Source organism: Rhodobacteraceae bacterium D3-12, assembly GCA_025916135.1.
In the GTDB taxonomy this organism is placed as follows: domain Bacteria; phylum Pseudomonadota; class Alphaproteobacteria; order Rhodobacterales; family Rhodobacteraceae; genus JAKGBX01.
In genome coordinates, this window is record CP104793.1 from 3,872,198 (window position 1) to 3,897,392 (window position 25,195).

21 protein-coding genes and 1 tRNA gene are annotated in these 25,195 nt (G+C 57.8%); 11 read left to right on the forward strand and 11 right to left on the reverse strand.

The annotated features are described in order from the left end of the window. Positions 1–46 precede the first annotated feature (46 nt). Positions 47–2,434 carry a fimbria/pilus outer membrane usher protein gene (locus tag N4R57_19130; protein ID UYV37053.1) on the forward strand — a complete coding sequence of 796 codons (2,388 nt, stop codon included), beginning with the start codon at positions 47–49 and terminating at the stop codon, positions 2,432–2,434. Beyond that, positions 2,431–3,372, forward strand: coding sequence for a spore coat U domain-containing protein (locus N4R57_19135; GenBank protein UYV37054.1), 942 nt, complete (start codon positions 2,431–2,433; stop codon positions 3,370–3,372). The genes N4R57_19130 and N4R57_19135 overlap by 4 nt, the downstream gene beginning before the upstream one ends. A 587-nt stretch (positions 3,373–3,959) precedes the next feature. Here the strand turns inward: N4R57_19135 and N4R57_19140 are convergent. Genes N4R57_19140 through N4R57_19155 form a run of 4 tightly spaced genes read right to left on the reverse strand, consistent with a single transcriptional unit; the run spans position 3,960 to position 8,051 of the window. Continuing rightward, a complete protein-coding gene (locus N4R57_19140; GenBank protein ID UYV37055.1) occupies positions 3,960–5,126 on the reverse strand; it encodes a CoA transferase in 1,167 nt (388 codons plus the stop codon). A 20-nt stretch (positions 5,127–5,146) separates the two neighbouring features. Further along, a complete protein-coding gene (locus tag N4R57_19145) occupies positions 5,147–6,112 on the reverse strand; it encodes a tripartite tricarboxylate transporter substrate binding protein (GenBank protein ID UYV37056.1) in 966 nt (321 codons plus the stop codon). After that, on the reverse strand, positions 6,109–7,617 hold the full coding sequence (locus N4R57_19150) for a tripartite tricarboxylate transporter permease (protein UYV37057.1): 1,509 nt from the start codon (positions 7,615–7,617) through the stop codon (positions 6,109–6,111). The genes N4R57_19145 and N4R57_19150 overlap by 4 nt, the downstream gene beginning before the upstream one ends. Further along, on the reverse strand, positions 7,617–8,051 hold the full coding sequence (locus N4R57_19155) for a hypothetical protein (GenBank protein UYV37058.1): 435 nt from the start codon (positions 8,049–8,051) through the stop codon (positions 7,617–7,619). The genes N4R57_19150 and N4R57_19155 overlap by 1 nt, the downstream gene beginning before the upstream one ends. A gap of 221 nt (positions 8,052–8,272) precedes the next feature. Here N4R57_19155 and N4R57_19160 point away from each other — a divergent pair, with 221 nt between their 5' ends. The 6 genes from N4R57_19160 (at position 8,273) to N4R57_19185 (ending at position 14,411) form a co-directional block, all read left to right on the forward strand. Beyond that, positions 8,273–9,199 (forward strand): LysR family transcriptional regulator, encoded by a 927-nt coding sequence (locus tag N4R57_19160; GenBank protein ID UYV37059.1) that lies wholly within the window; start codon positions 8,273–8,275, stop codon positions 9,197–9,199. A 306-nt stretch (positions 9,200–9,505) separates the two neighbouring features. Then, positions 9,506–9,907 (forward strand): XRE family transcriptional regulator, encoded by a 402-nt coding sequence (locus tag N4R57_19165; GenBank protein UYV37060.1) that lies wholly within the window; start codon positions 9,506–9,508, stop codon positions 9,905–9,907. Between the two features lie 1,156 nt (positions 9,908–11,063). Next, complete coding sequence (locus tag N4R57_19170; protein ID UYV37061.1) at positions 11,064–11,933, forward strand: LysR family transcriptional regulator; 870 nt, start codon at positions 11,064–11,066, stop codon at positions 11,931–11,933. 108 nt (positions 11,934–12,041) lie between these two features. After that, positions 12,042–12,665, forward strand: a complete 624-nt coding sequence (wrbA, locus tag N4R57_19175) for an NAD(P)H:quinone oxidoreductase (GenBank protein UYV37062.1) — start codon at positions 12,042–12,044, stop codon at positions 12,663–12,665. Further along, a complete protein-coding gene (locus N4R57_19180) occupies positions 12,665–13,303 on the forward strand; it encodes a DsbA family protein (protein ID UYV37063.1) in 639 nt (212 codons plus the stop codon). Before wrbA ends, N4R57_19180 begins: the two co-directional genes overlap by 1 nt. 178 nt (positions 13,304–13,481) lie before the next feature. Continuing rightward, complete coding sequence (locus tag N4R57_19185) at positions 13,482–14,411, forward strand: DMT family transporter (GenBank protein UYV37064.1); 930 nt, start codon at positions 13,482–13,484, stop codon at positions 14,409–14,411. A gap of 472 nt (positions 14,412–14,883) precedes the next feature. Here the strand turns inward: N4R57_19185 and N4R57_19190 are convergent, their stop codons facing one another. Together N4R57_19190 and N4R57_19195 are read right to left on the reverse strand one after the other, a co-directional pair. Then, positions 14,884–15,837, reverse strand: a complete 954-nt coding sequence (locus N4R57_19190) for a hypothetical protein (GenBank protein UYV37065.1) — start codon at positions 15,835–15,837, stop codon at positions 14,884–14,886. Further along, positions 15,801–16,922: a hypothetical protein gene (locus N4R57_19195; protein UYV37066.1), complete on the reverse strand. Its 1,122-nt coding sequence runs from the start codon at positions 16,920–16,922 to the stop codon at positions 15,801–15,803. Before N4R57_19195 ends, N4R57_19190 begins: the two co-directional genes overlap by 37 nt. 959 nt (positions 16,923–17,881) lie before the next feature. Here N4R57_19195 and N4R57_19200 point away from each other — a divergent pair. Continuing rightward, entirely contained in the window at positions 17,882–18,865 is a 984-nt protein-coding gene (locus tag N4R57_19200) for a tyrosine-type recombinase/integrase (protein UYV37067.1), read from the forward strand. A 70-nt stretch (positions 18,866–18,935) separates the two neighbouring features. On the opposite strand, the gene N4R57_19205 is transcribed toward N4R57_19200, so the two are convergent. The 3 genes from N4R57_19205 to N4R57_19215 all read right to left on the reverse strand — a co-directional run bounded on the left by N4R57_19205 (position 18,936) and on the right by N4R57_19215 (position 19,769). Next, a tRNA-Pro gene (locus tag N4R57_19205) sits at positions 18,936–19,012 on the reverse strand. Positions 19,013–19,095: 83 nt separating this feature from the next. Further along, the gene (locus N4R57_19210; protein ID UYV37068.1) at positions 19,096–19,446 is read right to left on the reverse strand and encodes an antibiotic biosynthesis monooxygenase; all 351 of its coding nucleotides are present in this window, start codon (positions 19,444–19,446) and stop codon (positions 19,096–19,098) included. Then, a complete protein-coding gene (locus tag N4R57_19215) occupies positions 19,443–19,769 on the reverse strand; it encodes an NIPSNAP family protein (protein ID UYV37069.1) in 327 nt (108 codons plus the stop codon). The genes N4R57_19210 and N4R57_19215 overlap by 4 nt, the downstream gene beginning before the upstream one ends. 129 nt (positions 19,770–19,898) lie before the next feature. Between N4R57_19215 and N4R57_19220 the strand changes: the two genes are divergently transcribed. Further along, positions 19,899–20,579: an ArsR family transcriptional regulator gene (locus tag N4R57_19220; GenBank protein UYV39621.1), complete on the forward strand. Its 681-nt coding sequence runs from the start codon at positions 19,899–19,901 to the stop codon at positions 20,577–20,579. Between the two features lie 29 nt (positions 20,580–20,608). Here N4R57_19220 and N4R57_19225 read toward each other — a convergent pair whose 3' ends face one another. Then, entirely contained in the window at positions 20,609–22,654 is a 2,046-nt protein-coding gene (locus N4R57_19225) for an NADH:flavin oxidoreductase (protein ID UYV37070.1), read from the reverse strand. Between the two features lie 60 nt (positions 22,655–22,714). Continuing rightward, on the reverse strand, positions 22,715–24,274 hold the full coding sequence (locus N4R57_19230; GenBank protein UYV37071.1) for a trimethylamine methyltransferase family protein: 1,560 nt from the start codon (positions 24,272–24,274) through the stop codon (positions 22,715–22,717). A gap of 107 nt (positions 24,275–24,381) precedes the next feature. Here N4R57_19230 and N4R57_19235 point away from each other — a divergent pair, with 107 nt between their 5' ends. Next, positions 24,382–25,011 (forward strand): TetR/AcrR family transcriptional regulator, encoded by a 630-nt coding sequence (locus N4R57_19235; GenBank protein ID UYV37072.1) that lies wholly within the window; start codon positions 24,382–24,384, stop codon positions 25,009–25,011. Positions 25,012–25,195: the final 184 nt, after the last annotated feature.

Consider the following 25,195-nt stretch of genomic DNA (forward strand, 5'->3'; position numbering starts at 1 on the left):
AGCCCTCGATTGGTGTGTTTCCGTGCGTGATGTTTTAAAGTCCATAATGATCGGTGCTATTCTGGCCGTGCCCCCCGGCACCGCCATCCCCGAGCCAGCGCCCGCTCGGCTTGACGTCAACGCCAGCATCCCTGACGAGCTGCCCGTTTTCGAGACCGACACGCCGCTCATGCTCGAAGTGTCGGTTAACGGCAAAAGCACCGGGCTGGTCGCTGAGTTTCTGGTTCACGCGTCAAACCGCCGCCTCTCGATCACCCGTACCGAAATGAAAGAGATCGGCTTGCGCCCACCTGCCAGCTTGGGCAGTCAGATATACCTCGATGACATCGAAGGGCTAAGCTTTGACTATTTCGCCACGCGTCAAAGCATTAACATCAACGCGCTGCACGGTCTTATGCAGCCCGTCGTCAGCTCGGCGTCCTACCGGCCCGGCTTTGAAGAGCCGATCAAATCCTTCGGCGCTGTTCTGAATTATTCGCTCAGCGCGCAATTGGGCAACAACTCGGGGCGTGGTTTCGGGCTTGAGGCGGCAAGCGCCGCGCTGGATGGCTGGATCTTCTCCCCCATTGGCACGCTCAGCTCGACCGGCTTTGTTCAACACTCCACCGGCGCCACCGGCCAAACCCGGTTTGTGCGCCAAGAGACTCGGTTTGAATCCCACAACGCCAAACATGCGCTGACCTTTGCGGCGGGCGATGTCATGTCGTCCTCGCTGCAATGGGGGCGCCCAATCCGTATGGGGGGCGTGCAACTGCGCCGCGATTTCAGCCTGCGTTCCGATCTTGTGACCGAGCAATCGCTGTCCTTCTCCGGCGCGGCGGCTGTGCCCTCTACGGTCGATGTGTTCATCGAAAATAACCGCGCCTACTCCGGCACGCTCGAATCCGGCCCGTATGAGTTACAGGACCTGCCCGTCTATACCGGAGCAGGCGACGCCGAAATCGTAGTGCGCGATCAGAACGGCAATGTCACCCGCCGCAAGGTGCGCTTCTTCGCGGCCCAGAACCTGCTCAAGAAGGGGCTGGCGGATTACTCGCTCGAAGTCGGCCACGCCCGGCAATCCTATGGCAGCAAAAGCAACGATTACGCCAACGATATGATCGCCTCAGGCAGCTTGCGCTACGGGCTAAGCCGCAAGGTCACGCTCGAACTCCACGCCGAGGCCAAGAATGACCTGTCGATGTATAGCCTTGGCTTTTACACCGTGCCTTTTTCGCTGGCTGAAACCGGTCTCACCGTGGGGCAAAGCCACTATAACGGCACACGCGCGGGCTTTGTGCATGCCTCTTTGCGCACCACGGTCTGGGGCATCGACGTAAACGCCAGCAGCATGCGCTCCGAGCCGGGGTTTGCCGATCTGGCCTATGCCACCGGCATTGATTTTCTCGGCGCAGGCGAAATCGCGACAAGCGGCTCGCTTCTGGAAACCCCGCGCGCGCTCGACGTGCTTAGCCTTGCCATTCCGGTGGGCGGCGACAATCGCAAGCTCGGGCTGAGCATGGTCAATTCCAAACGCGCCAACTCCGAGGACCTGATCTATTCCGCCTCATTCGGCCGCCCCTTTGCCAATGGTCGCGGCTCGCTCAGCCTCAATGGCTCCTACAATTCCAAGAACCGCGAAAGCCGCGTTTCGCTCAGCATGTCGATGTCGCTGGGCAAGCGCACCTATGTGCGCAGCAACGTCGCCCATGATTACACCGGCGAGCTGACGGCAAGCACAAGCCTCGCCCGCTCGCTTGGGCAAGACATCGGAGACTATGGCTACAACTTCGAGATCGAAGGCAGCAAGAACAACGCCATCGCCTCGGCGCGCGGCGATTATCGCAGCCGCTACGCCCGCTTTGGTCTTGAGGCGCGCCAAGGCAAGAATGGTGGCTTCTTGCGGGCCGAAATGGACGGCGCACTGGTTGGCACGGGCGGCGCGATTGTTGCCGGCAACACTGTGCGCGACAGCTTTGCCGTGGTCGATGTCGGCGCGGCCGACGTGCCGATCTATTTGCAAAACCGCCGCGCTGCGCGCACCAACAAATCGGGCAAGGCGCTGGTGCCCGGCCTTGCCTCACACCGCAAGAACCGCGTCTCGCTTAACCTGCGTGATATTCCCGCCGACACCACCATCGGCGTCACTGCGATGGAGGTTGTCCCGGCCCGTCGCGCCGGGACACTGGTGGATTTCCAAGGCTCTACTGCGCCCTCGGTCGTTGTCGTGTTGCGCGATGCGGCTGGCAACCACCTGCCACCGGGCGCGGTGATCTATGCCAACGGCTCGAAATCCGAAACCTATGTCGGCTATGATGGCATCGCCTATATCGAAGACGTGCAAAAGACCAACACGCTCAAAATCCAAACGGTCAACGGGCCCTGCACCGCGCGCTTCACCCACGCCAAAAGCGTCAGCATGCAAGACATGATCGACCCGGTGGTGTGCAAATGATCCGGCGCGGCGGCACATCTCTGCGCTTGGCGTTTCTGGCGCTTGCCTCATGGCTGTTGCTTGCATCGGCCAGTGCGGCGGCGACCTGTTCCGCCTCGGTCAGCGATATCAATTTCGGCAACGTCAGCGTGCGCGCCGGGGCGGTGAACCAGACCTCCGGCGTGATCACCGTCACCTGCACGGGCATCCTCGCCCCCCTGACCGGCGCCTGTATCAGCTTCGGACCCGGCAGCGGCGGCGCGGGCGGAGGCAACTCTCCGCGCTACATGCGGCGCGGCGACAACGCAGCCCTCGCATACCAACTGCGTCCACTTGGCAATGGCGGCACCTTTGGCACGCTCAACCACATGTTCGTCAAACCGCCTTTGACAGGCGGCACCATTTCGGTGCCCTTTTATGCCGACATCACATCGCAATCCGTGGGCGTCGGCACCGGCTCCTACAGCTCGACGTTCTCTGGCACCAATAACATCAGCCTCACCTACGGCGTTCTGGCCTGCGGTCTATTGGGGGCAACCGTGCCCGTGCCGCCCTTCACCGTAAGCGCCGAAGTTGTGCCGAGTTGCGAAATCGACGTCACCACGCTCAGCTTTGGCTACATCAGCAGTTCGCTCAATTCCCCGATCGACGAAAGCGCCACAGTCAATGTGCGCTGCACTTCGGACACCGCCTATTCCGTGCGCATGGGCATGGGCACCGGCCCCGGCGTGACCAACCCGGCAATGCGCAAGATGAGTTCGGGCGGCAATACGCTCGCCTACGGCCTTTACCGCGACAGCGCCCGCTCGCTGGTCTGGGGCGACACCTCGACAACTGATGTCGACGCCAACGGCCTCGGCAGCAATCAGGCGTTCACCGTCTATGGCCGCATCCACGCCGGCCAATCCCCACCACCGGGAAGCTATTCTGATTCAGTTGTGGTGACGGTCAATTACTAATCGCACGCACCTTGCGCCCCGCCGCAACCGGCTGCGCCCGATGCCCCTGCCCCTGTCCCGCAAACAACAAAGGCGCCCTTGGGCGCCTTGTTTCATTGGTCGGAGTGAGAGGATTCGAACCTCCGGCCCCTGCCTCCCGAAGATCGGAGCAGGTGGCCAAGTTATTGATTTCTGGTCAATGGAGCGCTGTTTTTCGGCCTGCGCTGCCAAGCAAACCAATCGAACTCAGGTTAGACGGGTTCGTTGAACCAAAGAGCGCTGTCTACTTTCAGAGCAAACCAAATCCGAAGACTCTTCGAGAGGTGGAGGAAACATGCGGCTCAGGTCAGTTTCATTGTGCTAAAACACGCCTTGGCTTTACGGGCACAGCCTCTCTTCGCCTCGAGTGCACAGCATAGAAAACAAGTTTAGTAGCGCTACGATGTTCCTAGGCACATTGCGGAACCTGAAACAAAAATTCCCTTGCACTGCAGGCAAAAGGGGAACTTGAAGCACCGAAGTAGCCTTCTGTGCTCTAAGCTCCCCTTGGGTCACGTGCTGACCTTGCAAAGCACTTCTAACTCGCTGCGCCCGAGTCCTACCAGGCCTTAGCTTGATACCTCTGCTACCCGAGATAGAACCTCTTCCGTGTCATCACCCAATGCCGAAGGCGGCGTCGTGGGACAAACCGTTGCGCCATCAACTTTGAAGCCCAGAGTGGGAACTGCATAGCTCCCGCCGAAGGGATCAGTCATTTGATGCATTAACCCGCGCGCTTGTATTTGTGGTTCCTTCAACACTTCGCCAAGAGTGCGCACTCTCGCAGCAGGCACCGCCTGCTTGTCCAAGCGCAATTCCCATTCGTCGGCGGTCTCCGTTTTGAGGGTCGCCACCAACTCATCCCGCAACGCCTTACCGTTCTGCGCTCTCGTCGAAGGCTCGGACCAACGCTCATCTTGCAAGATGTCCTCGCGCCCCAATGCACCGCAAAGGGCCTTGAACTGCCGTTCGTTGTTTGCCGCCAGCATCAAGAGACCTTCTTTGGTTTCAAAAGCACCCGATGACGGACTCGCGCTGAACGCTTCGTTCCCTGTCGGTTTGTGCTCGATCCCCATCGACAAATTCTGCGTCATCATGGACGCCATCAAAAGAAGCGAGGAATCCAGCATAGCGACGTCAAGCTGGATTGCTCTTGGATTGCTTCGATGATCGAGCACAGCAGTCAGAACCGCAAACGCCGCATTCAACCCCGTCACATAGTCGATGTAAGGCGCACCAACTTTGGTCGGCCCCGAATCCTGGGTGCCGGTCGTGGTCATAATTCCACACATACCCTGAATCACATGATCATAAGCAGGGCGATGTGACATCGGACCGTCCTGACCAAAGGCGGAAATCGAACAGTAGATGATATCGGGCCGCAAAGCCTTCACGTCATCAAACGACAAGCCCAAACGCGCAGCCGTTCCCGGGCGAAAGTTCTCAACGAAAATATCGGCTTGCGCAATCAGCTTGCGGATCGTTTGCTGCCCCTCCTCGGTCTTCAAATCAAGCGTAACCGACTTTTTGTTCGCGTTCTGGGTAAGATAGTTCACGCCCATGTTCTGACCGGCATGCTCGGGAAGCGCAGGCCCCGCACGTGCCCAATCGCCGCGCTCGGGAGGCTCGATCTTGGTCACATCCGCACCCAGAAGAGCAAGCTGATAGGTCGCATAGGGGCCTGCCAGAACCTGGGTCAGGTCAAGCACGCGAACGCCTTCAAGTGGCTTAAACATACGTTTTGTCCTTCGCGTTCTTAGTTGTTTGTTTTGCCAATGGTCTCGGTCATCGCTTTGAACAATTTCCACTGCGCCTGCATCTCTGCTGATGCATCAGCCGCGTTGCGATACGAGATTGGAAAAGACATGGTTTCCGACATTTTGAGCACATCGGGATCGGTTGTCGCAGCAAAGAGCGCTTTGGACAGTTTTTCCATGATCTCGGGCGATGTTCCCTTCGGCGCAGCAAGGACAGTCACAACATCCGTTGCGATCGGGATCCCCTGTTCCTTGAAGGTCGGCACACCGGGGTTGCTTGCATGTCGGTCTGATGTGAGCGCACCGATCAATTTCACTTTATCAGGGAAGCGCACGTGAATGCCGCCGCTCAGGGCAATATCCGCCTGGCCGCTCATCACCATATTGATCATGCCGCTTCCGCCGACGACTGGCACATAGGACAATTCGATGCCTTCGGTCTTCTCGATGTATTCCATCACCATGTTTGCCGCCGGGCCCAGCGTTGCGAATTTAAGACCGGGGTTTTCACGCGCATAGTCGACGAACTCGCGCATTGTGTTGAAAGGGCGATCAACCGGCGAAGCCATGCCGTATTGGTAAGCGGTAATCGTGCCTGCATATTCAAAATCATCAGGCGTAAAGTTGAGACTTTTGTTAAGCAGCGGGTTCCATGTGAACGCATCCGATGGATTGAAAACGAGGGAATAGCCGTCAGGTTTCATCGCCGAAACCTGCTTGACCGACATGCTCGCACCTGCCCCCGGCCGGTTAACGACGTTCACGGGCTGCCCCAACTCGCGACTTAGGGTTTTTGCGACAACCCGGCCTACGGTGTCCGTCGCACCGCCAGCTTTATACCCGACATACAAAGTGATCGCTCGCGTCGGATAATCCGCCTCTGCAAGTGCCGGACCTGACAGGGTCACAGCACCTGCAATTGAAAGCAAAAACGAAGTTACAGCGGTTCTCAGCTTGGTCTTCATGATGGAGTTCCTTTCTCTCTGCGTTGTTTTTTCTGAAAGGCTGCAAAACGCCAAACAGCGAGAAGCGTGAGCAGCAAAAAGACGATTGCGATGGGATGTTCGACCAACGCGCGAGGATCGCCATTGGTGAGCGCGATGGATTGGCGTAGCGCCAGCTCGAAAGCTGGACCAACCACAAAGCCAATCAAAAATGTCACAAAGGAATAATCGTATTTCTTCGCAAAAAACCCGATTACGCCGAAGATAATCATGATAGAAACATCAAAGATGCCGCCACCCTCTAGGTAGGCACCAAGTGCGCAGAAATAGACCACAGTGGGCGCGATGAATTTCATGGGTAGCGTGACCACCCACGAAAAAAACCGCTGCCCGACCGAGCCAATCGTCAAAAGCGCAAAGCTGGCCAAAATCATGGCGGCATAGATGCCGTAGACCAGTTCGGGCTGACGCACGAACATCATCGGGCCAGGGGTCACACCGTGAATGACAAAGGCACCGATCAGCACTGCAGCGATCACGCTCCCCGGTATTCCAAGCGCAAACAAAGGCACAAAGCTGGCTGGAACAACCGCGTTATCTGCGCTTTCCGATGCGGCGACCCCTTCGATTGCGCCTTGCCCGAATTTCTCCGGAGTTTTTGATGCTCTCTTGGCCGCGCCATAGGATAGAAACGAGGCGATGCTCGCCCCCAATCCGGGCAATATGCCAATGCCAATCCCGATAACGGTTCCGCGGGCAATCGAAGGTCCCGACCGGCGCCAATCATCCTTGGTGACACGCTTGTCGTCGGCGGTTTTTGCCACAGGAACAGCCGCGTGGTTTTTCCGCCGGCCATAGCTCTGAGCGATTTGCGCGACCATTTCCGACGTTGCAAGCATGCCGATGGCAACAGGCACGATAGCGAGGCCGTCATAGAGTTCGAGGAAACCATAGGTAAAGCGCTCGATCGCAGTTTCAGGTTCGGCACCTACTGTCGCCACGAGCAAACCAAACATGCCAGCAATCAATCCGCGCTCGAGCGATCCCCCGGCAAGGCCGGCAATAAAGGTCAGAGAGAAGAGCAGGATTGCCGCCATTTCGATCGGACTGATAAGAAGCGCAAAACTGGCCAAAGGAGGCGCTAGAAGAATAAGTGCCACGGTCGACACCAAATCCCCTATCACCGACGCGTAAAGGCCCATTTTCAGAGCTTTTTGTGACTTGCCTTGTTGAGACAGCGGGAACCCGTCCAGCGCCGTAGGCGCCGAAGACGCTTCACCTGGGACATTCAGCAATATGGCGGAAACAGCACTTCCAGCGGTGCTACCTTTTGCAATCCCCACAAGGAACGAAATCGCGATAATTGGAGTCATATAGAAGGTCAGCGGGATCGACACCGCCACCGTCACCCCTTTTCCCATGCCCGGTATGGCGCCGACCACGTAGCCCACAAAAACACCCACAAAAACCCAGCAGATGGTCATCGGGTCGAGAACTGCTGCGAACCCGGTTGTTATCCCTTCCATCATGCTATTCCCGATCCGAGAACATGGTAGAGAAGCCAATAGGTCAACGCCATCAGCACACCGGGAAGCAGGATCAGTGAAAGCAGACGGCGCTCACCCAGATCCAACATCAGGGCGCAGACAGCAAACCCACCCGCGGCGAGCGGATGCACATAAAGAAACAAGAGCGCGCCACCTATCAAAACGCCGGTGACAACCAGCAGCGCTCGCACTTCCGCTAATCGTAAAGCGCTCTCGTTTTCTGGAGCGCGCCACTGTCGAAAGCTTTCAACGCCGCTAAGGACGCACATGCCTCCTGCCGCGAGGTAGGGCATCAATCGTGCTGAAACGGCATAGCCGTCGGTAGGCGCAATCTCGGCTGGAATGATGAAAACCAGCAAAAGAATGCTAAACAAAAACAGCAGAAATGCTGCGATGAAACGTCCTGGCGGCATGAGCCCCTCCCCTATCGGTGTTTTGCACACGTCAGCAAATTCGGAGACGTGTCCTCGTTGCAAAAGACCTACTTGCGAAACATATCGAAGTGCAGTCAGAAGAAAATTTGATTTTTCTTTGGCACGTGATAGATTTTCATTATGTCGCCAACCAGCCCTCAGTTTGAAAGATTACGCATTGGTCACCTACGCTTGCTCAGCTTGATCGAAGAACTCGGACCTTGCGAAAGGTCTCGGAACGCTTGAACCTAACGCAACCAGCCCTAAGCAATATGTTGAAGCAATTAGAAGATGCCTTCGGTGTGCGTCTTGTTAAACGCTCTCACTCGGGTGTTGCGCTCAACAAGCATGGTCGAGTGGCGCAGGAAGTGCTGCACGTTCATTTGGCATCGCTTGATCAGTTGAGCCACAGCCTTCGAAACCAAGAAGTGCCCCCTCTGCGCATCGGCGTAAACTTGGTGGTTGGCATAGACCTGTTGCCTCTTATTTGCGTCGAATTGAATTTATACGAGCCCGAAAATCCTATGCGCCTCATCGCATCCGAAGGTGCAGAACCCGCAATGATTGATGCGTTATTGGCCGGAAAAATTGATTGCTACATCGGTCGTTTGGATTGGGGCACGGTGCCCGTTGATGTCCGCGCCCGGCTTCGCAGCGAACCAATTGTCAAAGTTGGCGGCGCAGTCATCTGCTCGGTTGGCCACCCGCTTCTGGAACAGTCCCGGGTAGAACCGCACCAACTGATCCAACACCCTTGGGCACTCCCCGATCCGGCAAGTTTTCTAAACGCAACACTGGAAACCGCTTTTCGCCTCAACGGGTTGCTCCCTCCCAAACCGGTCGTGACTTCCAACTATCACATTGCATTCAATCAGTTTCGACATGCAAAGCTCTTAAGTGTTGTCCCCGAACCATCTATCGACATGCCGGAACGCTTGGGTTTCATTCAACATCTAAAGGTAGAGGGGTTTGAACTCGGCTACGATAACATGGAGTTTATTGTGCTTGAGGACCAACAGGGCTTGCCGGCCATAGAAACCATGCGCGCCGCCGCCAAAGCAGCCGTTCGGCAACTTCAAGGTGTTAAAGGTTATCAGCAACCAAACTCAGCGCCAAATATTTCGCCGGCTGCATCGCCTACTAGCTGAACGCAAGATGCCATCATTGCAAGCTTAGGAAACCAGTGCGTCAAGGCGGTCCACTAGCATCATTTTTGCTATTGAAGACATCAAGATTAATCAAATTTGACCACGTCGGAATTATTGAACTCAATCCCGGCAAATTCGCTACTTTACTTCGCTCAAACAAGCGAAAAATCAAGTGATTCATAGGAGCCATGCACGCTCTATTCCTCCTGCCCTCTGCTGCAATCTTCCCGCCGCACGTTCCCAAACTAGAAATCGCTATAACAATAGAAAGCAGCATTTGCTGCGCAATTTCAAAGAGAGTAGAAAATGCCCACAAAACCGCACGAAGACACACTGTTGGCCAAGTTCGTCGAGCGCCGGACGCTCGAACTGAAGCCGACCAAGAGCCAAGCCGAGATAGCGGCGCAGGCAGGATACACCAACGCGAACATGATCACGATGATCAAGCAGGGGAGCTCCAAGGTGGCCTTGGATCGCGTCCCGGCCACGGCGCACGCACTGGAAGCGGACCCTGCCTACGTGATGCGGCTCGCCTTGGAACAGGCGATCGGCCGGACGGCGGCCGAAGCAATTGTCGAGGTGTTCGGCGAACCCGTCACTGCGAACGAAGTTGGCTGGCTGCAGGCGATCCGCGAGGCTTCCAACAACACCGACCCTAGGCTGACCAGCAGGTCGCAGGCGGCGATCAACACCATCTTTGGTAGGTAAGCACCATGAATGACAAAAGTGACGACCTGACCCCCAACGAGTGCGCCTGGTTGCGCTTCCTGCGCGAGGTGAGCAATGACTGCGACCCTGGGCCCACATTGCGCCGTGTGCAGCTCCTAAGGCGTCTCTGTGCGCCTCGGAGGGCTTGATATTTGCAAGTGCTAGTGCGGTTAAGAGGAATGGCTTGATCGCAGCGCCTCGCCGGATCCCTGCATGACGTTTCCATCGGGTTGAAGAATGTTTACATGACTGAAAAAGTCGGAAACATTTGAGGCTCGAAAACGTGTGATTTTGCCTCGTTTTCGGGCTTAGATGTTTACCCAATGTTTACATTATGTTGACAGATTCTGCTCCCAAACCACGTTTTCCCAGAAAAATGTAAACATTTGAGAAGTGCGGAACCAAGAAATTAAGGGCTTGGCGACTCAGCGTATCGACACCAGGGTCACAGAAACGCGCAGTGGCGGCCTGAAGCCCAGTTCACAGCACGTAAGTGTGACGAACGCGGATCATGCTCAGGGACGCACAGTGCGCGCCTGAGAGCGAGTGAATGCGTGTAGAGCTTGTGCAATGAGCGACACTGGTCAGAGCAGGGTAGGTGATGCACAAGCAGTGGGAACGAGTAGATGTTCGGCAGCGCGATCAACGGCTGGAGAACGTTGAGATGTGCTGGATCGTCCAGAGGAGGTTGGGGATGCGCTAGACTGCAAGCATCCTTTCCGTCCCCATGGATGGTTATGCTCCTCTATTCTCGTTCCGGGTGATACGGCTTATTGCATCGCAAAACCCTAATGAGGAATGGCTCGACGTTCCGGTGGTAGCCATCTTGCATGAGCGCGGGAAGAGCGAAGTCCTAGAAAAACCTCAAGGGCATGAAGAGGATGCGTTCTGGCGCCGCGATGTCCGCGCGTTTGGAAGCTCCCATGTCGCGCCCTTGTTTTCGTCCTCTGAGTATTTGGAGTCGTCCAGGGGCGCTCTGATGTGAAATCGATCTGTCATGGCTGACGACCGTGCCGTGCTCGCCAGTCTGTATTCTAGTTACTTCGAAACAGCCCCTTCGCACTGCTGACACGCTCGTGCTACAATTAGGTCATTGCGCCCTCCTGGGTGACCTACTGACTGGAACGGGTGCCCGAAGTTGGACAAGCTATCCGTCATGCATGCTTTTCGCCGCATCGTCGAGCGCGGCAGCTTTGCGCGCGCAGCTGAGGATCTTGGTGTGTCTCCGGCTTTGCTCAGTCGCGAGGTGAAGCTGCTGGAAGAGAGCCTGGGGTCGGTTCTTCTGACTCGGACAACGCGGTCGATGTCGCTGACCGATGCCGGGCGTCTCTACTATGAGGAAGCCATAGGTATTCTCAACGCGGTTGAGCAGGTCGAGAACCGCATCCGCGAGGGAGCTGGGGCGGTGCGTGGTCATTTGCGCGTGAATGCTTCGAGCTCATTCGGGCAGATGGTTATCGCGCCGTTTTTGCCGCAATTTCTTGAAGCCTACCCGCATCTGCGCCTCACGCTATCGATGGATGACCGGGTGGTGGACATGGTCGAGGGTGGATTTGACCTGTCGATCCGTATTCGCGCGGCGATGCCAGACTCGGCCCTGGTCGTGCGCAAGATCGGCAAGATGCGTCAGCGGATTTACGCGTCGCCAAGCTATCTTGAGCGGCATGGAGTGCCGCAGAGGCCAGAAGACCTCCTTGATCACAAGATCATTGGCTTCCTACTCGCAGATCACCTGACAACCTGGAGCCTTTCAGGACGGGGTGAGGCGGTCACGCTTGAGATTGATCCGCCGGTGCGTGTGGGCAACAGCCTCGTGCTGCGCGATTTGCTAATTGGCGGACAGGGGATCGGCACCTTGCCCGATTTCGTCTCGAAAGGCCCTGAGGAACGAGGAGAGCTTGTGCGTGTTCTTCCCGACCTTGAGCTCCCGACGCCGGAGATCTTCGCCGTCACGGCGTCCCGACTTGGGATGGATGCCAAAGCCTCGGCCTTCATCGACCATCTTCGAGCGGCGTTGCGCGCCTGACATTCTTCAAGCCACGTAAAGAATGAAGTGAGAGCAGCGGGGTTATTCCGGCGCGCCACATTTCCCATCCTCTTGGGCATGCAAACACCCAATCCCGAGAGGTTCATCATGACACGCGTTCTTGTTCTCTATTATTCCAGTTATGGCCATGTCCGCGCCTTGGCGCAGGCCGAGGCAGACGGCGCACGCAGCGTTATCGGCACCCATGTTGATGTGCGCCGTGTGCCGGAAACCGTGCCCGAAGAGATCCGCCGGAAAGCAGGGTTCGTCGCAGACGACACCCCGCTGTCGTCGCCTGCCGACCTTGAACACTACGACGCCATCATCTTCGGCACGCCAACCCTGTTCGGCATGATGGCCGGTCAGATGAAATCATTCCTAGACCAGGCAGGAGGTCTTTGGGCGCGCAATGCGTTGGTGGGCAAGGTCGCGGCGGTCTTTACCTCGACCGGATCGCAACATGGCGGGCATGAAGCAACGCTTCTTTCCACGCAGATCCCGCTTCAACATTTCGGGATGCTGATCGCCGGGATGCCCTACACCTATGCCGGTCAGACCTCGATCGAAGAGATCGTCGGTGGCGCTCCCTATGGCGCCGGCACCATCGCAGGGCCGGATGGGTCTCGCAGCCCGTCGCAAAAAGATCTCCAAGGAGCGCGGTTCCAAGGTGTTCATGTGGCCCGGATCGCCGCACGGCTGGCCGGGGCCAACCTGCAAGGGGAGGCCGCTTGATGCCGACCCTTACAGTAGATTTCTTCCATGACGTCGTGTGCTGCTGGTGTTTCAACATCTCGTCGCGGATGCGCGACTTGAGCACCGAGTTCGATCTCGATGTCCGTCATCACACCTTCGTCCTGCAAGCCAGCCGCGCCGAGATGGCAGCACGATGGGGCACACCAGAAAAGGCTCGCGAAACGATCCTGGGTCACTGGGCGGTCTGCCGAGAGGTGAGCGACCGGCCCGAGTTGGTCGACATTGATGCGATGCAGGCGGCACCGTTCGACTATCCGCACGGGTTGACCGCTGCGGTTGGTTGCAAGGCGGCGGAACGGATCGGCGGGCAGGCCGCCCATTGGGACATGTTCGACCAGCTTCAACGCGTGCATTTGAGCGGGGTGCGCAACATTGCCGACCCCGAGGTCGTGCTGGATGCGGCGGGGGCACTTAGTTTTGACACCGCGCATTTCGCAGACGTCTTCAACGACACGGCAACGGTTCTGGCCGTCAAAACCGACCGTCAACGCGCCCGGTCGCTCCAGGTTCAATCCGTCCCGACACTCATCATCCGGGAAACCGGCGCACGCTTGGTCAATGGGCCACGCGAAGACCTTGCCGCGCAAATCCGTGCCGCAAAGCGGCTCGTGGCCTAAAAGGAGACCGACATGAAATCCCTTCTGATCCGACTGTTCAAACCATCGCGATTGCCGCGCCATGCGCGCTGCGATCTATCACCTCACTTGCGGCGGGATATTGGGCTGCTCCCGTGTCCGAAGCGTCCGCAACTGAAAATCCACACCCTGTGGTAATCCGCCAAATAGGAGCATCGCCATGTCCCGCTCGACCGACATCTTTCTGACCGCCCTGGCTCCTGCCGTCTGGGGCAGCACTTACCTGGTCACCACCGAAGCCCTGCCAGAAGGTTACCCAATCACGCTGGCCACGTTGCGTGCATTGCCTGCCGGGCTGCTGCTATTGGCGGCGACACGCTGCCTGCCGCCGCGTGCCTGGCTGGGACGCACCTTTCTCTTGGGCAGCTTCAACTTCGCGCTGTTCTGGGTGCTGCTTTTCGTGGCAGCCTACCGGTTGCCGGGAGGGGTGGCGGCGACATTGGGGTCGTTGCAGGCGATGATCGTCATCTTCATGGCGCGCGGCTGGTTGAGCACTCCGATCCGGGCCGGGGCAGTAATTGCCGCCGCCACGGGTGTGTTTGGCGTCGCGCTCCTGCTGATCAGCCCAGAGGCGCAGCTAGACCTGGTCGGCATTGCTGCTGGTATTGGCGGGGCCGCCTCTATGGCGGCAGGCACAGTGCTCAGCCGGAAATGGCAACCGCCGGTTTCGGCGCTGAGCTTCACCGCTTGGCAACTGACGGCGGGTGGCCTGATCCTTTTGCCACTGGCGCTGATCATGGAGCCGGCTTTGCCACCGTTGACGACCACGAACCTTGCCGGATTGGCATGGCTTGGCCTGATTGGCGCAGCGGCAACTTATGCGCTCTGGTTTAGGGGTGTGGCGCGGATCGAGCCCGGAGCCGTTTCCATGCTAGGCATGATGAGCCCGGTGACAGCGGTGACGCTTGGGTGGCTCTGGCTGGGCCAGTCGCTCTCTCTAGTTCAGCTTCTGGGTGCTGCAATCGTCTTGGGCTCGGTCTTGGCTGGACAGAAGGCGAACCGACCGCAGGTGGATCAGATAAAGCTGCAGAACGAGCTGCGGAAAAACATGCGTTGCACATTCCCGGTCTGGAAGGTTAAACTCATGTAAGTCGTAAAGCTCGTTGGCAGTGGCAGCTCAAAACCCAGATTGATCTGTTTCACCGCCGACAATGAACGCACTCATTCGCCGCGCATACGGAACAGGTTTTCCTAGCCGAGAGAAACGCTTCGGCTTTGGTTCGACGCAAAATCATGATCAGGCGCATGATTAGCTCTTAAGGCAGCTGCTTTGACGCCAAATTCTCGGATATTAGCGCCGGGAGGAGGTCCTCGCGTGCCTCTGTGAGATCTGAGGATAGTCAGTAAACGCTTACCTTGAGGCGTTCATCTGTCTTCTGCGGAGGCGGGAGAACCGTGGGGGCCTATTAACTAGGGAACCTAATATATCTATATACTCTTCTACCACAATATACCTACTCCTACATCCCCACGCACGAGAAAGAGGCAGAAGCAGAAGAGTGTGGGGCATGGGCTAGAAGACGCACCCGACACGCTCGCCTGGCACACGTGCCGTTCAACGCCTACCTCCAGACGAAGCCACTCCAGCGCCGCCGCAACTCATCTAAGGATTTGCCGACTACATCGTTCATCTCCTCCCAGCTCTGCAGCCCCCTGCCTTCACGGTCGTTCTTCCGCGGCAGTTTTTCGCCGGACCGGCGCAGCTCTTCACGCTCTTCTCGGGCGCGTGCACGGTTCCTCAGCTCGACGCCGTAGACGCCGCGTGTCCGCATCTGAACCTGGGCATCCTCCAGAAGGTGCTTCCAAGGTTCGGTCGTGCCGAGCGCAAAGGAGAGGAATGGCTTGGTTAAATTCCGAAACGACACGGATCCGAGATCGTCGATGGTGGCGAGGCCACGATCTTTTAGGGCATCTTCCCCGGAGAGTGTAACCTCGATGCGCGCGCGGCGTTCTTGATCTTGCAGAAGTTTCTTCGTGTTCTTCTCTCGGTTTCTGCGGTCTGCGATTTTGTGCTGTAGGCTGACCTGGCAACCGGCAGCCTGCGCCCCCTTCAAAACGGTCGAGTTCAGGTAGAGATCCTCGCCGGTGTTGCTGGTTAGAATGCGCTGTCTGATCTCAGGAAGATCGATCATCCAATCGGCGTTTAAGCTATCTGGTTTGCCGTGAGCGAATAGAAAGCGTGTTCTATTGTCCTTGTGACCGCTTGGGGCAGGGTCATTGTAGATTTGGCGTGCATCGATATCACGAGGTTGCTTCAGTGCGGGATTGCAATAGAACTGGTGCCGGTTCCAATGATGGCGCTGAATAAGGCCGACCATTTGCTCACGGCGAAAGAGTGCCTCTTCTGGAAAACTAGTATCACGCGGATAGAAATCGACGGATATCTCAATCAGATGAGGTATGACTACTCTGTCGATACCAGGACCGTCGCGGATCACCCTTAGAGTTTTCAATAGCGTGTCCGGCGTGGGCTCCTGGATCATGACTGCGAAATGATACCCGGTCTTCTTTGACATGTCTGGAATCGGGATTTTCGCACCCCAATCTCTTCCCCCTGGCTGATTGTGAGGTCATGAACATAAGGAGATCCCCCTGCGTTCTTGGCTATACTCATTCTGAGCGCGCTATAGTCAGTTTGAGTCGCCGTGTTCACCAACAATACGATCCGGTCGATCAGGGCAACGACCTTGTAGGCATCTCGGATGGCTACATCCGGGACCAAGGCGATCTTGTCTTTCAGATCTGCGCGGACTGCACCACTTGTGGATGTGGAGGACGTCGCGGTGGGCAAATATCGCAGGTGAGGCGGCGGTGGGGAGGCCCCGGCGCAGTTTCGATATTCCTCTTCCTGAGCAGGCGACGAATAGCGAAGCTCGATCTCGAACGGCGACAAGTCTGCCGGCTCTGATGTCACTGGTTTCGTCATCGCGGGGATTTTCGTTTCCGGTCCGGCCGTGCATTTTTCGGTGATCGCCTTCAGCACCAGTTCGATCTCTGGCGATTTCTTGATCATTTTGCCGTCAACCACAAAGTGCCCGGACTCCAGATGCTCCAGGTAGGCTGGCAGAATGCGCTTCATCGACCGGAGGCGAGAATCAAAGAATGAGGGCTCCTTTTTCTCACCGAGCAGCTTGCGCCATTGTTCGGCTAGATCGCGTTTTGTGATTTCCCGCGTGCGGCTTTTTCGTTCGGCTTGAGCAAGACCGTGCTCTTTGAGTTTCGGACGGAAGTTTAGCTCATAAAGGGCGACTGCGACACTTTGCAGGATCATATGCGGGTTTGGCTGCTTTCCGCCTTTTTTCAGCATCCCAGGGTGTCCATCAACAAGTAGCCATTGCCCAAAAGCAACCAGCTCCGCATATTTGTTCAGCCACCCGCTTGCCGAGATCGCATCAGAGAGAGACGCGGGGATACGTCTTTTGACTTCGCTGTATTGGCGCGAAACAATGGTATTGAGGCGCAGAATGAAACTTTGGCTTGTGATCGCGCCCTTCGGATCGCCTTTTTCGAACAAGCCCGACCGCGCCGCTAATTGGTGTGCACTGCGATCTAGAAGAAATTCATTCCCTACTGGGTGCATGCCGTTACTCGCGCTGTCCACTCGAATTTTTCTGTCGGTCTATGTATTGGATGCAGGAAACTCAAGCAGCACATTACGAGACGTTGCGGTCTCGCCGATACTAGGACGGAGGGCGAACACGAGGTGCGCGAGCAAGCGACCATGCACTTCTTCCGAAGAGCCAAGAGGAGCAGTTAAGCGTTATCCTCGACTGGGAGGGGTCATCCGCACGTAACAAGCGCGCCTGGCTGCGGTTCCTGTGCGAGGCGAGCAATGACAGCGAACGAGCCAACCTTGAGCCGTGTGCGGCGCCTACAGCGTCTCTGAGCGCCTCGGAGAGCATGATGCAGACGTATCAGGGGATGGCCGCGAGGAATGACTGAATCGCCGCACCTCACCGGAACCCTATCCTCCTCTGTTTTCGCTCAGGGCGAAACGACTTCTTGCATCGCAAAACCCAGATAAGGAATGGCGCGACGTTCCGGTGAAAGCCATCGTGCATGATCGTGGGAAGAGCGAAGCCCTAAAAAAATCTAAACGTGCGCGAAGGGGATCCATTCTGACTCCGCGATGTCCAGGTGCCCTAAAGCTCCTATACCAAATGTGTTGATCATGAGAGCCGCTCTGTGCCTTTGTGGGTGGCGATTACAGACGAAACATTTTGTCGCGATAGCAGGCGACAGCTTCCGCGTTTTTCTAACGCAAGGTGGTAATCGGTAAGTATTCTCGATTTTGGCTGAAAGATTCTTTTGTTCAATTTCAATGGGTTGAAAAATTATTTGAAATCCAAAGCGCATTCCTCGTCGCGAACGCTATAGAGTAAATGATTTTGCCAAAAAAGGAGCGCACTTTGTCCCCGCCGTATACCCCCAAAACTCTCGCAGAGCGCTGGAGTTGTAGTTCCGAAACCGTCCGTCAGCTCTGCAAGTCCGGGCGCTGGAAGGCTTTAAAGTTGGCCGTCAATTTCGCATCTCGGCACAAGTAGTAGAGGAATATGAGAAGTGCAGGAATACAGAATTGGCCGCCTCAACGGCCGTTTCGTCGTCGTCTGGTATGATGAAGCTGGAAACAGACACCGGCATCGTCTTGAGGCGGAAACCCGCGAACGCGCCGAAGCAGAAGGCCGTGATGTCCTCCTCGCCCAGACCGCCGGAAAGAGTGAACTGACCGTGGCAACGATCTGGAAGGCATACAGCGAGACCGTCGTAGGCCGCCCGGTGCACGAAAGCATGGAATACACTGGCCGTTCTGTGCTGCCGTGGTTTGGCGCCTTTCGCCCGGATCAGATCAGTGTGCAGGATTGCAAGGCCTACATTGCAGATCGCCGGAAGGCAGGTATTCAGGATGGCACGATCTGGACCCAGCTCGGCAAGCTGCGGACCTGCTTGAATTGGGCGGAGAAGACTGGGTTGATCGACAGAGCGCCCTACATCGAACGCCCCAGTAAACCGGCCCCCAAGGAGAGGTATCTGACGCGCCAGGAGATCACACAGCTCCTGGCGGTCGATTGTGCACCGCATACCAAGCTCGCTATCCGGCTGATGTTGTCTACGGCGGCCAGGGTAACGGCCATATTGGAGCTAACCTGGGATCGGGTGGATTTCGAGCGTCGTCAGATCAACCTCCGCACTGGCGAAGGGCATAGGAAAGGAAGGGCTATCGTTCCTATGACTGAGAGCCTTCGTGCCGCGCTTCTGGAGGCGCGGAAGGCCGCACTGTCCGACTTTGTCGTGGAGTGGGCTGGTGGACCTGTGAAATCCATCAAGAAAGGCTTCAAAGCGGCTGCGGTTGAGGCGGATCTACCTGATGTGTCACCTCATGTGCTGCGGCACACTGCAGCAGTGCATATGGCTGAGGCAGGCGTCTCGATGGAGGAAATCGCACAGTTTCTCGGCCATTCGGATTCGCGGATCACTGCGTCAGTCTATGCGCGTTACAGCCCGGAGCACCTCCGTAAAGCCGCCAGCGCGTTGGAGTTCGACTAGGCTCAGGTTCAACGAACCTCGGATCACTGTCTCGCAAACAACAAAGGCGCCCTAGGGCGCCTTGTTTTATTGGTCGGAGTGAGAGGATTCGAACCTCCGGCCCCTGCCTCCCGAAGACAGTGCTCTACCAGGCTGAGCTACACTCCGACCGTGAGGATGCGAATTACAGAAGCACGCCCGTTTTGGCAAGAGGTCGGTGCAGGGATAATTGGTCGCGCCGTCTCGGCACTCTAAGCCCCACCATGCACGGCTCGGCTGTCTTGCGGCGCGCCCGCCCTGTCCTCCAGACCATAATCGCGCATCACCCCGGCCACGCGCAGGCGATAGTCGGCAAACACCCCGCCGCGCCCCTTGCTTTGGGCGCCCCGGTGCTTGACGCGGTTACGCCATGCCGCAACGCTCTCCTCGTCGCGGAAAAACGACAGCGACAGCATCTTGCCGGGCGCGCTCAAACTCTCGAACCGCTCGACCGAGATAAAGCCGTCATGCGCTTCCAGATCCGCTTTTAGCGCCGCGGCGATGCCGAGGTATGCCTCTCGCTGCCCCTCCGCTGGCCAAACTTCGAAAATCACCGCGATCATGCTGTCGCCCTCCCATGTGGTGCCGACGCAAGCTTTAAGAACGTGCGATCCTCGCGCAAGATAAACCTTTTTTTCTGAGCAAAAGCATAGTTCTCGCGGCCCAACGGGTCATCAGCCAACCGCGCCCGATACTCTTCGTATGCCGCCAGCGAAAGCAGCGAATAGACGCCATAAGCCAGCGTGCTTGACCCTTCATGCGGCGCAAAATAGCCGATCAAATCCGCACCACAACGCGGGATCGCTTGCCCCCAGTTGCGGGCATATTGCTCAAAATTTTCACGCTGCACGGGGTCGATGTGATAGCGGATGAAACAGGTAATCATTTTGGCCGTCCTTTCATTGTTTAGACCATATTGACACATCGTCGCACGCCCATGCTTTGGCCCGGACCAAAGCATCTCCGCTTGACGCCGCGTGCCGCGCACACCACGCTGATCAATATGAAAACCCAGATGAAAGAAGGCCCGGATATTTCGCGCATAGGTGCCATGCTGGGCGATCCGGCCCGCGCCAATATCCTCATGGCGCTGTTTCAGGGCAAAGCACTGGCCGCAGGCGAATTGGCGCTAGAAGCGGGAATCACCCCTGCCACCGCATCTGGCCACCTGAAACAGCTTGCTCAAACCGGCCTTGTCACCCTGCGCAGTCAGGGGCGTCACCGGTATTATCAACTCGCCGGAGAAGAGGTCGCCCACGCGCTCGATGCCCTCATGGGCCTCGCCGCTGCAAGCGGCCACATGCGCACCCGCACCGGTCCGCGCGACCCGGCCTTGCGGGCGGCGCGCGTCTGTTACGATCACCTTGCTGGAACAGCGGGCGTGCGGATATTTGACAGCCTCGCCATGCGCGGCTTCCTCGAACTGGGCGGCCCTGACATGCGCCTCAACGACGCGGGGCTTGATTGGGCGACCGGCTTTGGCCTCGATATGACGGCCCTGACGAGCGCCCGCCGCCCGCTCTGTCGCCTTTGCCTTGACTGGAGCGAGCGGCGCAGCCATCTCGCCGGTGGACTTGGCGCAGCGATCTATTCACAGCTTACCACCAACGGCTGGGCCCGACGCGAGAAAGACAGCCGCGCCGTCTCCTTCCTACCCTCTGGCCGCGCCGCGTTTGAACAGGCCTTCCCGATCTAAACAGCGCCGCCTCGCCGCCCTCCCGCCGCTCAGATATCCTTGAGCAGGCGCAGCGCATCATAAATCGCCGCATGGGTGTTGCGCGCGCTCACCGCGTCGCCGATCCGGTAAAGTGCAAACTGCCCGTCTGGATTGCGCACAACCTCTTGTACCTGCCCGTCGATCAAGGCGTCGTAATCGACCTCACCAAGGTTCCGGCTCGCGGGTTTCAACTCGAAATAGAGATCATCGAGCGGCATCGTGCCATAGTTCACCACCACCTGATCATACTCAACCTCGCGCCGCAGATCGCTGTAATCCGTTCCGATCTCTGCGATCAACTTGTTGCCCGCGCGGCGCACACCCAGCAGGCGTTTGGTCACACTAAACGTCACATCCCGCGCCTGAAGCTCTCGCATATAGGGCACAAGGTTCATTGCCATAATGTCCGGTGCGAACATTCGGTCGGGCGTCATCACCTCAACCTTCGCTCCCGCCTGCGCTGCAACTTCGGCGGCCATCAACGCCGGATGATCGCCGCTTTCGTCATAGATCAGAACATGCTCTGCCGGTTTCACATCCCCCGCGATTATATCCCACGCGCTGATGACATGCGCGGCCTCTTTGCCGCTCTCAAACAGCTCAAGGTTGGGCAAGCCACCGGTTGCCACGATCACCTCGTCGGGGGCCAGCGCACGCACGTCCTCGACCTCGGCAAACGTGTTGAAATGAAACACCACATCGCGCGCCGCACATTGCGCCATTCGCCAATCGATGATGCTGATCATCTCGCGCCGTCGCGGGTTTTGCGCACATAGGCGCAATTGCCCGCCGGGGTCGGGCTGAGCCTCGAACACGGTCACATCGTGACCGCGCTCTGCGGCCACCCGCGCCGCTTCCAACCCGCCCGGACCGGCACCGACAATCACCACCTTTTTCTTCGCTTTGGCCGGTTCAATCTCGTGCGGCATTCTCAATTCGCGCCCCGTGGCGGCGTTATGCATACACAGCGCATCACCCGCCTGATAAATCCGGTCCAGACAATAGGTCGCGCCGACACAGGGGCGGATGTCCTCCTCGCGCCCCTCGATGATCTTTTTCACGATATGGGGATCGGCCATATGCGCCCGCGTCATCCCCACCATGTCTAACAACCCGGCTTGAACCGCATGGCGCGCGGTCGCCACATCGGGAATTTTGGCGGCGTGAAAGGTCGGCATGCCGGTGGCTTTCCTGACCTCTCCGGCGAAATCCAGATGCGGCGCGTTCTTCATCCCCTGCACAGGGATCACATCTGTCATCGCCGGGTCGGTGTGAATGCGCCCGCGAATGACATTGAGGAAATCAAGCTGCCCGCTTGCCGCCAGCAGCTTGGAAATCGCGATCCCTTCCTCGGCGTTGATCCCGCCCGGCGCATCCTCATCCGCGGTGTAGCGGAAGCCGATGATGAAATCGTCGCCCACCCGCTCCCTGATCGCGCTCAACACTTTCAGCGGCATTGCCATACGCTGCTCAAGGCTCTGCCCGCCATATGGCCCATCCAGATCATTGGTCAAAGGCGACCAGAATTGATCGAGCAGGTGGCCGTACACCTGCAACTCGATCCCATCCATGCCGCCTTCTTTCATCCGCTCTGTCGCATCGGCAAAATCGCTGATGATGCGCTCGATATCCCAATCCTCGGCCAACTTCGGAAACGCCCGATGCGCCGGTTCGCGGTGCTTTGACGAACTTAGCGACGGCAGCCAATCACCCTTGTTCCACCCCGTTCGCCGCCCCAAATGGGTCAACTGGATCATCGCCGCACAGCCATGCTCATGCAGCGCATCGGTCATCCTGCGCACCCATGGCACCACCTCGTCTTTATAGGCGAGGATATTGTTGAACACCGGCGGGCTGTCTTTGCTCACCGCCGCCGATCCCGCAGTCATGGCAAGGGCAACACCCGCTTTCGCACGCTCCTCGTGATAGGCGCGATAGCGGTCTTTGGGCATGCCATCTTCGGGATAGGCCGGTTCATGGCTTGTCGTCATGATCCGGTTTTTCAACGTCAGATGCTTTAACTGATAGGGCTGCAACAGCGGGTCTTTTGACATTTTCGGGCCCTATTCTACACTTTTCCAATGGGTTACGCGGGCGATCTGCCCGCCGTCGTCTCAATGCCACATGTCTGGCGTGGCATCCTTTTTCTCATCCATGAACGCACGCAACGCGGCATCAATTGCCGGGTCAATCGCCGGCGCCTCATAGCGTTCCAATGTTGTGGTCCAACGCTGATAGGCCCGTGTCGCCATGTCCACCTTGCCGTCCTCGGCCCAGGTCTCCCAAGTGCGATTGTCATCAAGGGCGCTGTCCCAATAGGCGGTCTGATAATGGCGCAAAGTGTGCTGGCAGCCAAACATATGCTCCCCCGGCCCACCCTCGGCCAACGCGTCAAAGCCCAGCGTTTCCTCGCTCACCTCCATGCCCTGAAGATAGGAATGCAGCGCGCCCAGAAGATCGCAATCCATCACCAGCTTCTCATAGGACATGCTCAGCAAGCCATCCAAATAGCCCGCCGCATGCATGATGAAATTCGCTCCCGACTGCACGGCGCTCATCATCGACATCATGCTCTGCTGCATCGCCTGCCCATCGGGCAGCTTCGATGTGGTGAAGTTTCCGGCACAGCGCAGCGGCAGCTTATAGCGCCGCGCAAACTGTCCCATGGCAAGGCTCGCCACCGCCGGTTCCGGCGTGCCAAACGTGGGCGATCCCGAGCGCATCGCCATCGAGTTCATGAAACTCGCGATGACAGCAGGCGCGCCGGGCCGTTCCAACTGGGTGATCGCTGCGCTGACCAGCGTCTCAGCGAGGTTCTGTGCCACCTGCCCCGCCATGGTCAGCGGCGCAACCGCCCCTCCCAGCAAAAATGGCAAGTGGATAGATCCCTGCCCCGCCCGCGCATAGGCGCGAATGCCGCGACTGGTCACCCCGTCAATCACCATTGGCGAGGTGGTATTGAAATTGCCCATGATGACACAATGCCGATCAACGAAATCCGCACCAAACAGAATGCGGCACATCTCGATCGAATCCTCCGCCCGCTCTGGCGCGGTGATCGACCCAAGAAAAGGCCGGTCGGAATAGCGGATATGGGCATACACCATATCAAGATGGCGCTTGTTCACCGGAATGTCTGTCGGCTCGCAAATCGTGCCACCCGAATGATGCAACCAAGGCGAGGATTGCGACAGCTTCACCAACTGCTCGAAATCACTCAGCGTCGCATACCTGCGCTCGCCATATCGGTCGAGCATGAAGGGGCTGCCGTATGAGGGCAGAAAAACGGTGGCATCGGTGCCGATCTCGATGTTGTTGGCCGGGTTCCGGGCGCATTGGGTAAACCGCTCTGGCGCGGTCTTGAGGATCTCGCGCGCCAAGCCCGGCTCGAACCGCAAGCGCCATGTGGCACCGGCTGTGGCCTCGACCTTCACGCCGCGCTCGCGGAAAAGCTCGACCACTTCGGGGTCGTCTCGAAATTCGATGCCGATCTCTTCCATGATCCGCTCTGACGTGGTCTCGATCATGTCCATCTGGGTGTCGTCGAGAATCTCGTAAGGGCGCATCTTGCGGGTGATGTAAGGCACTTCCAAATGCGGGTTCTGCCCGGCTTCGCCGCTGCGTTGCTGCCCCGCGCCGCGCTTGCGCCGCCGCCGTTCTGTAAGAGCTGCCATCCCGGTTGCCTCCCTGATGCTTGATCGCATAGGGAAATCTCAACTCGAACTCGACACATGTGTCAAGAATATTGTATTCCCATGTCATGACGGTTTAAGATCATCCCATGAATACACATCTCCCTCCCCGCAAAGACGACACCGAAGGTCTTTGGCTCTCTGCGGCCTATGATCTGCTCACTGAAAAGGGCGTTGAAGCGGTCAAAATCATGCCGCTCGCCAAACGGCTCGGCCTCGCGCGCACGGGGTTTTACTGGCACTTTCGCGACCGCGATGCGCTGCTCGAAGCAATGATTAAACATTGGGAAGAGAAAAACACCGGCAACCTCGTCTCGCGGTGCGAGGCATATGCGCAGAACATATCCGAGGCGATGTTCAACCTGTTTGACTGCTGGCTCGATCCGACCCTGTTTGACGCGCCGCTCGACCTTGCTATCCGCAACTGGGCCCGCAACGACCCATCACTACAAAGCCGGTTGGATGCGGCGGACACCCGGCGTCTAGCCGCGGTGCAATCCATGTTCGCCCGTTTCGGCTATGCGCCCGCGGATGCCAAAGTGCGCGCAATGACGGTGCTCTATACACAGATCGGCTATATCTCGATGCGCGTCACCGAAGACCCTGCCACGCGCCTCTCACACATGCCGGCTTATGTCGCGGTTTATACGGGCCACGCCCCTGACCCGTCGGATATCGAGCGTTTTCGCGCGCGCCACATCAAACCCGTGACGCCTTAGCGGTTGCGCCGCCTATCGGCGTCGCCGGGGGGGCCTCGCTTCGCTCGGCGCCCCGAAACGCGAGGGATCGCTCCACATTTGCAAGTGTTGGGATCGTGCGGAGCGGTTGCTTTTGAGTATTTTTGGCAAGATGAAAGCTTGAAGCAGAGCTTCGATCGAACGCGTTTCTTTCTTGGCAACAATC

Excerpts from the sequence above, each read along its gene's own strand:
- N4R57_19130 (UYV37053.1), top strand. The coding sequence starts at position 47 with ATGATCGGTGCTATTCTGGCCGTGCCCCCCGGCACCGCCATCCCCGAG.
- N4R57_19135 (UYV37054.1), top strand. The coding sequence starts at position 2,431 with ATGATCCGGCGCGGCGGCACATCTCTGCGCTTGGCGTTTCTGGCGCTT.
- N4R57_19140 (UYV37055.1), bottom strand. The coding sequence starts at position 5,126 with ATGTTTAAGCCACTTGAAGGCGTTCGCGTGCTTGACCTGACCCAGGTT.
- N4R57_19145 (UYV37056.1), bottom strand. The coding sequence starts at position 6,112 with ATGAAGACCAAGCTGAGAACCGCTGTAACTTCGTTTTTGCTTTCAATT.
- N4R57_19150 (UYV37057.1), bottom strand. The coding sequence starts at position 7,617 with ATGGAAGGGATAACAACCGGGTTCGCAGCAGTTCTCGACCCGATGACC.
- N4R57_19155 (UYV37058.1), bottom strand. The coding sequence starts at position 8,051 with ATGCCGCCAGGACGTTTCATCGCAGCATTTCTGCTGTTTTTGTTTAGC.
- N4R57_19165 (UYV37060.1), top strand. The coding sequence starts at position 9,506 with ATGCCCACAAAACCGCACGAAGACACACTGTTGGCCAAGTTCGTCGAG.
- N4R57_19170 (UYV37061.1), top strand. The coding sequence starts at position 11,064 with ATGCATGCTTTTCGCCGCATCGTCGAGCGCGGCAGCTTTGCGCGCGCA.
- wrbA (UYV37062.1), top strand. The coding sequence starts at position 12,042 with ATGACACGCGTTCTTGTTCTCTATTATTCCAGTTATGGCCATGTCCGC.
- N4R57_19180 (UYV37063.1), top strand. The coding sequence starts at position 12,665 with ATGCCGACCCTTACAGTAGATTTCTTCCATGACGTCGTGTGCTGCTGG.
- N4R57_19185 (UYV37064.1), top strand. The coding sequence starts at position 13,482 with ATGTCCCGCTCGACCGACATCTTTCTGACCGCCCTGGCTCCTGCCGTC.
- N4R57_19190 (UYV37065.1), bottom strand. The coding sequence starts at position 15,837 with ATGTCAAAGAAGACCGGGTATCATTTCGCAGTCATGATCCAGGAGCCC.
- N4R57_19210 (UYV37068.1), bottom strand. The coding sequence starts at position 19,446 with ATGATCGCGGTGATTTTCGAAGTTTGGCCAGCGGAGGGGCAGCGAGAG.
- N4R57_19215 (UYV37069.1), bottom strand. The coding sequence starts at position 19,769 with ATGATTACCTGTTTCATCCGCTATCACATCGACCCCGTGCAGCGTGAA.
- N4R57_19220 (UYV39621.1), top strand. The coding sequence starts at position 19,899 with ATGAAAGAAGGCCCGGATATTTCGCGCATAGGTGCCATGCTGGGCGAT.
- N4R57_19225 (UYV37070.1), bottom strand. The coding sequence starts at position 22,654 with ATGTCAAAAGACCCGCTGTTGCAGCCCTATCAGTTAAAGCATCTGACG.
- N4R57_19230 (UYV37071.1), bottom strand. The coding sequence starts at position 24,274 with ATGGCAGCTCTTACAGAACGGCGGCGGCGCAAGCGCGGCGCGGGGCAG.
- N4R57_19235 (UYV37072.1), top strand. The coding sequence starts at position 24,382 with ATGAATACACATCTCCCTCCCCGCAAAGACGACACCGAAGGTCTTTGG.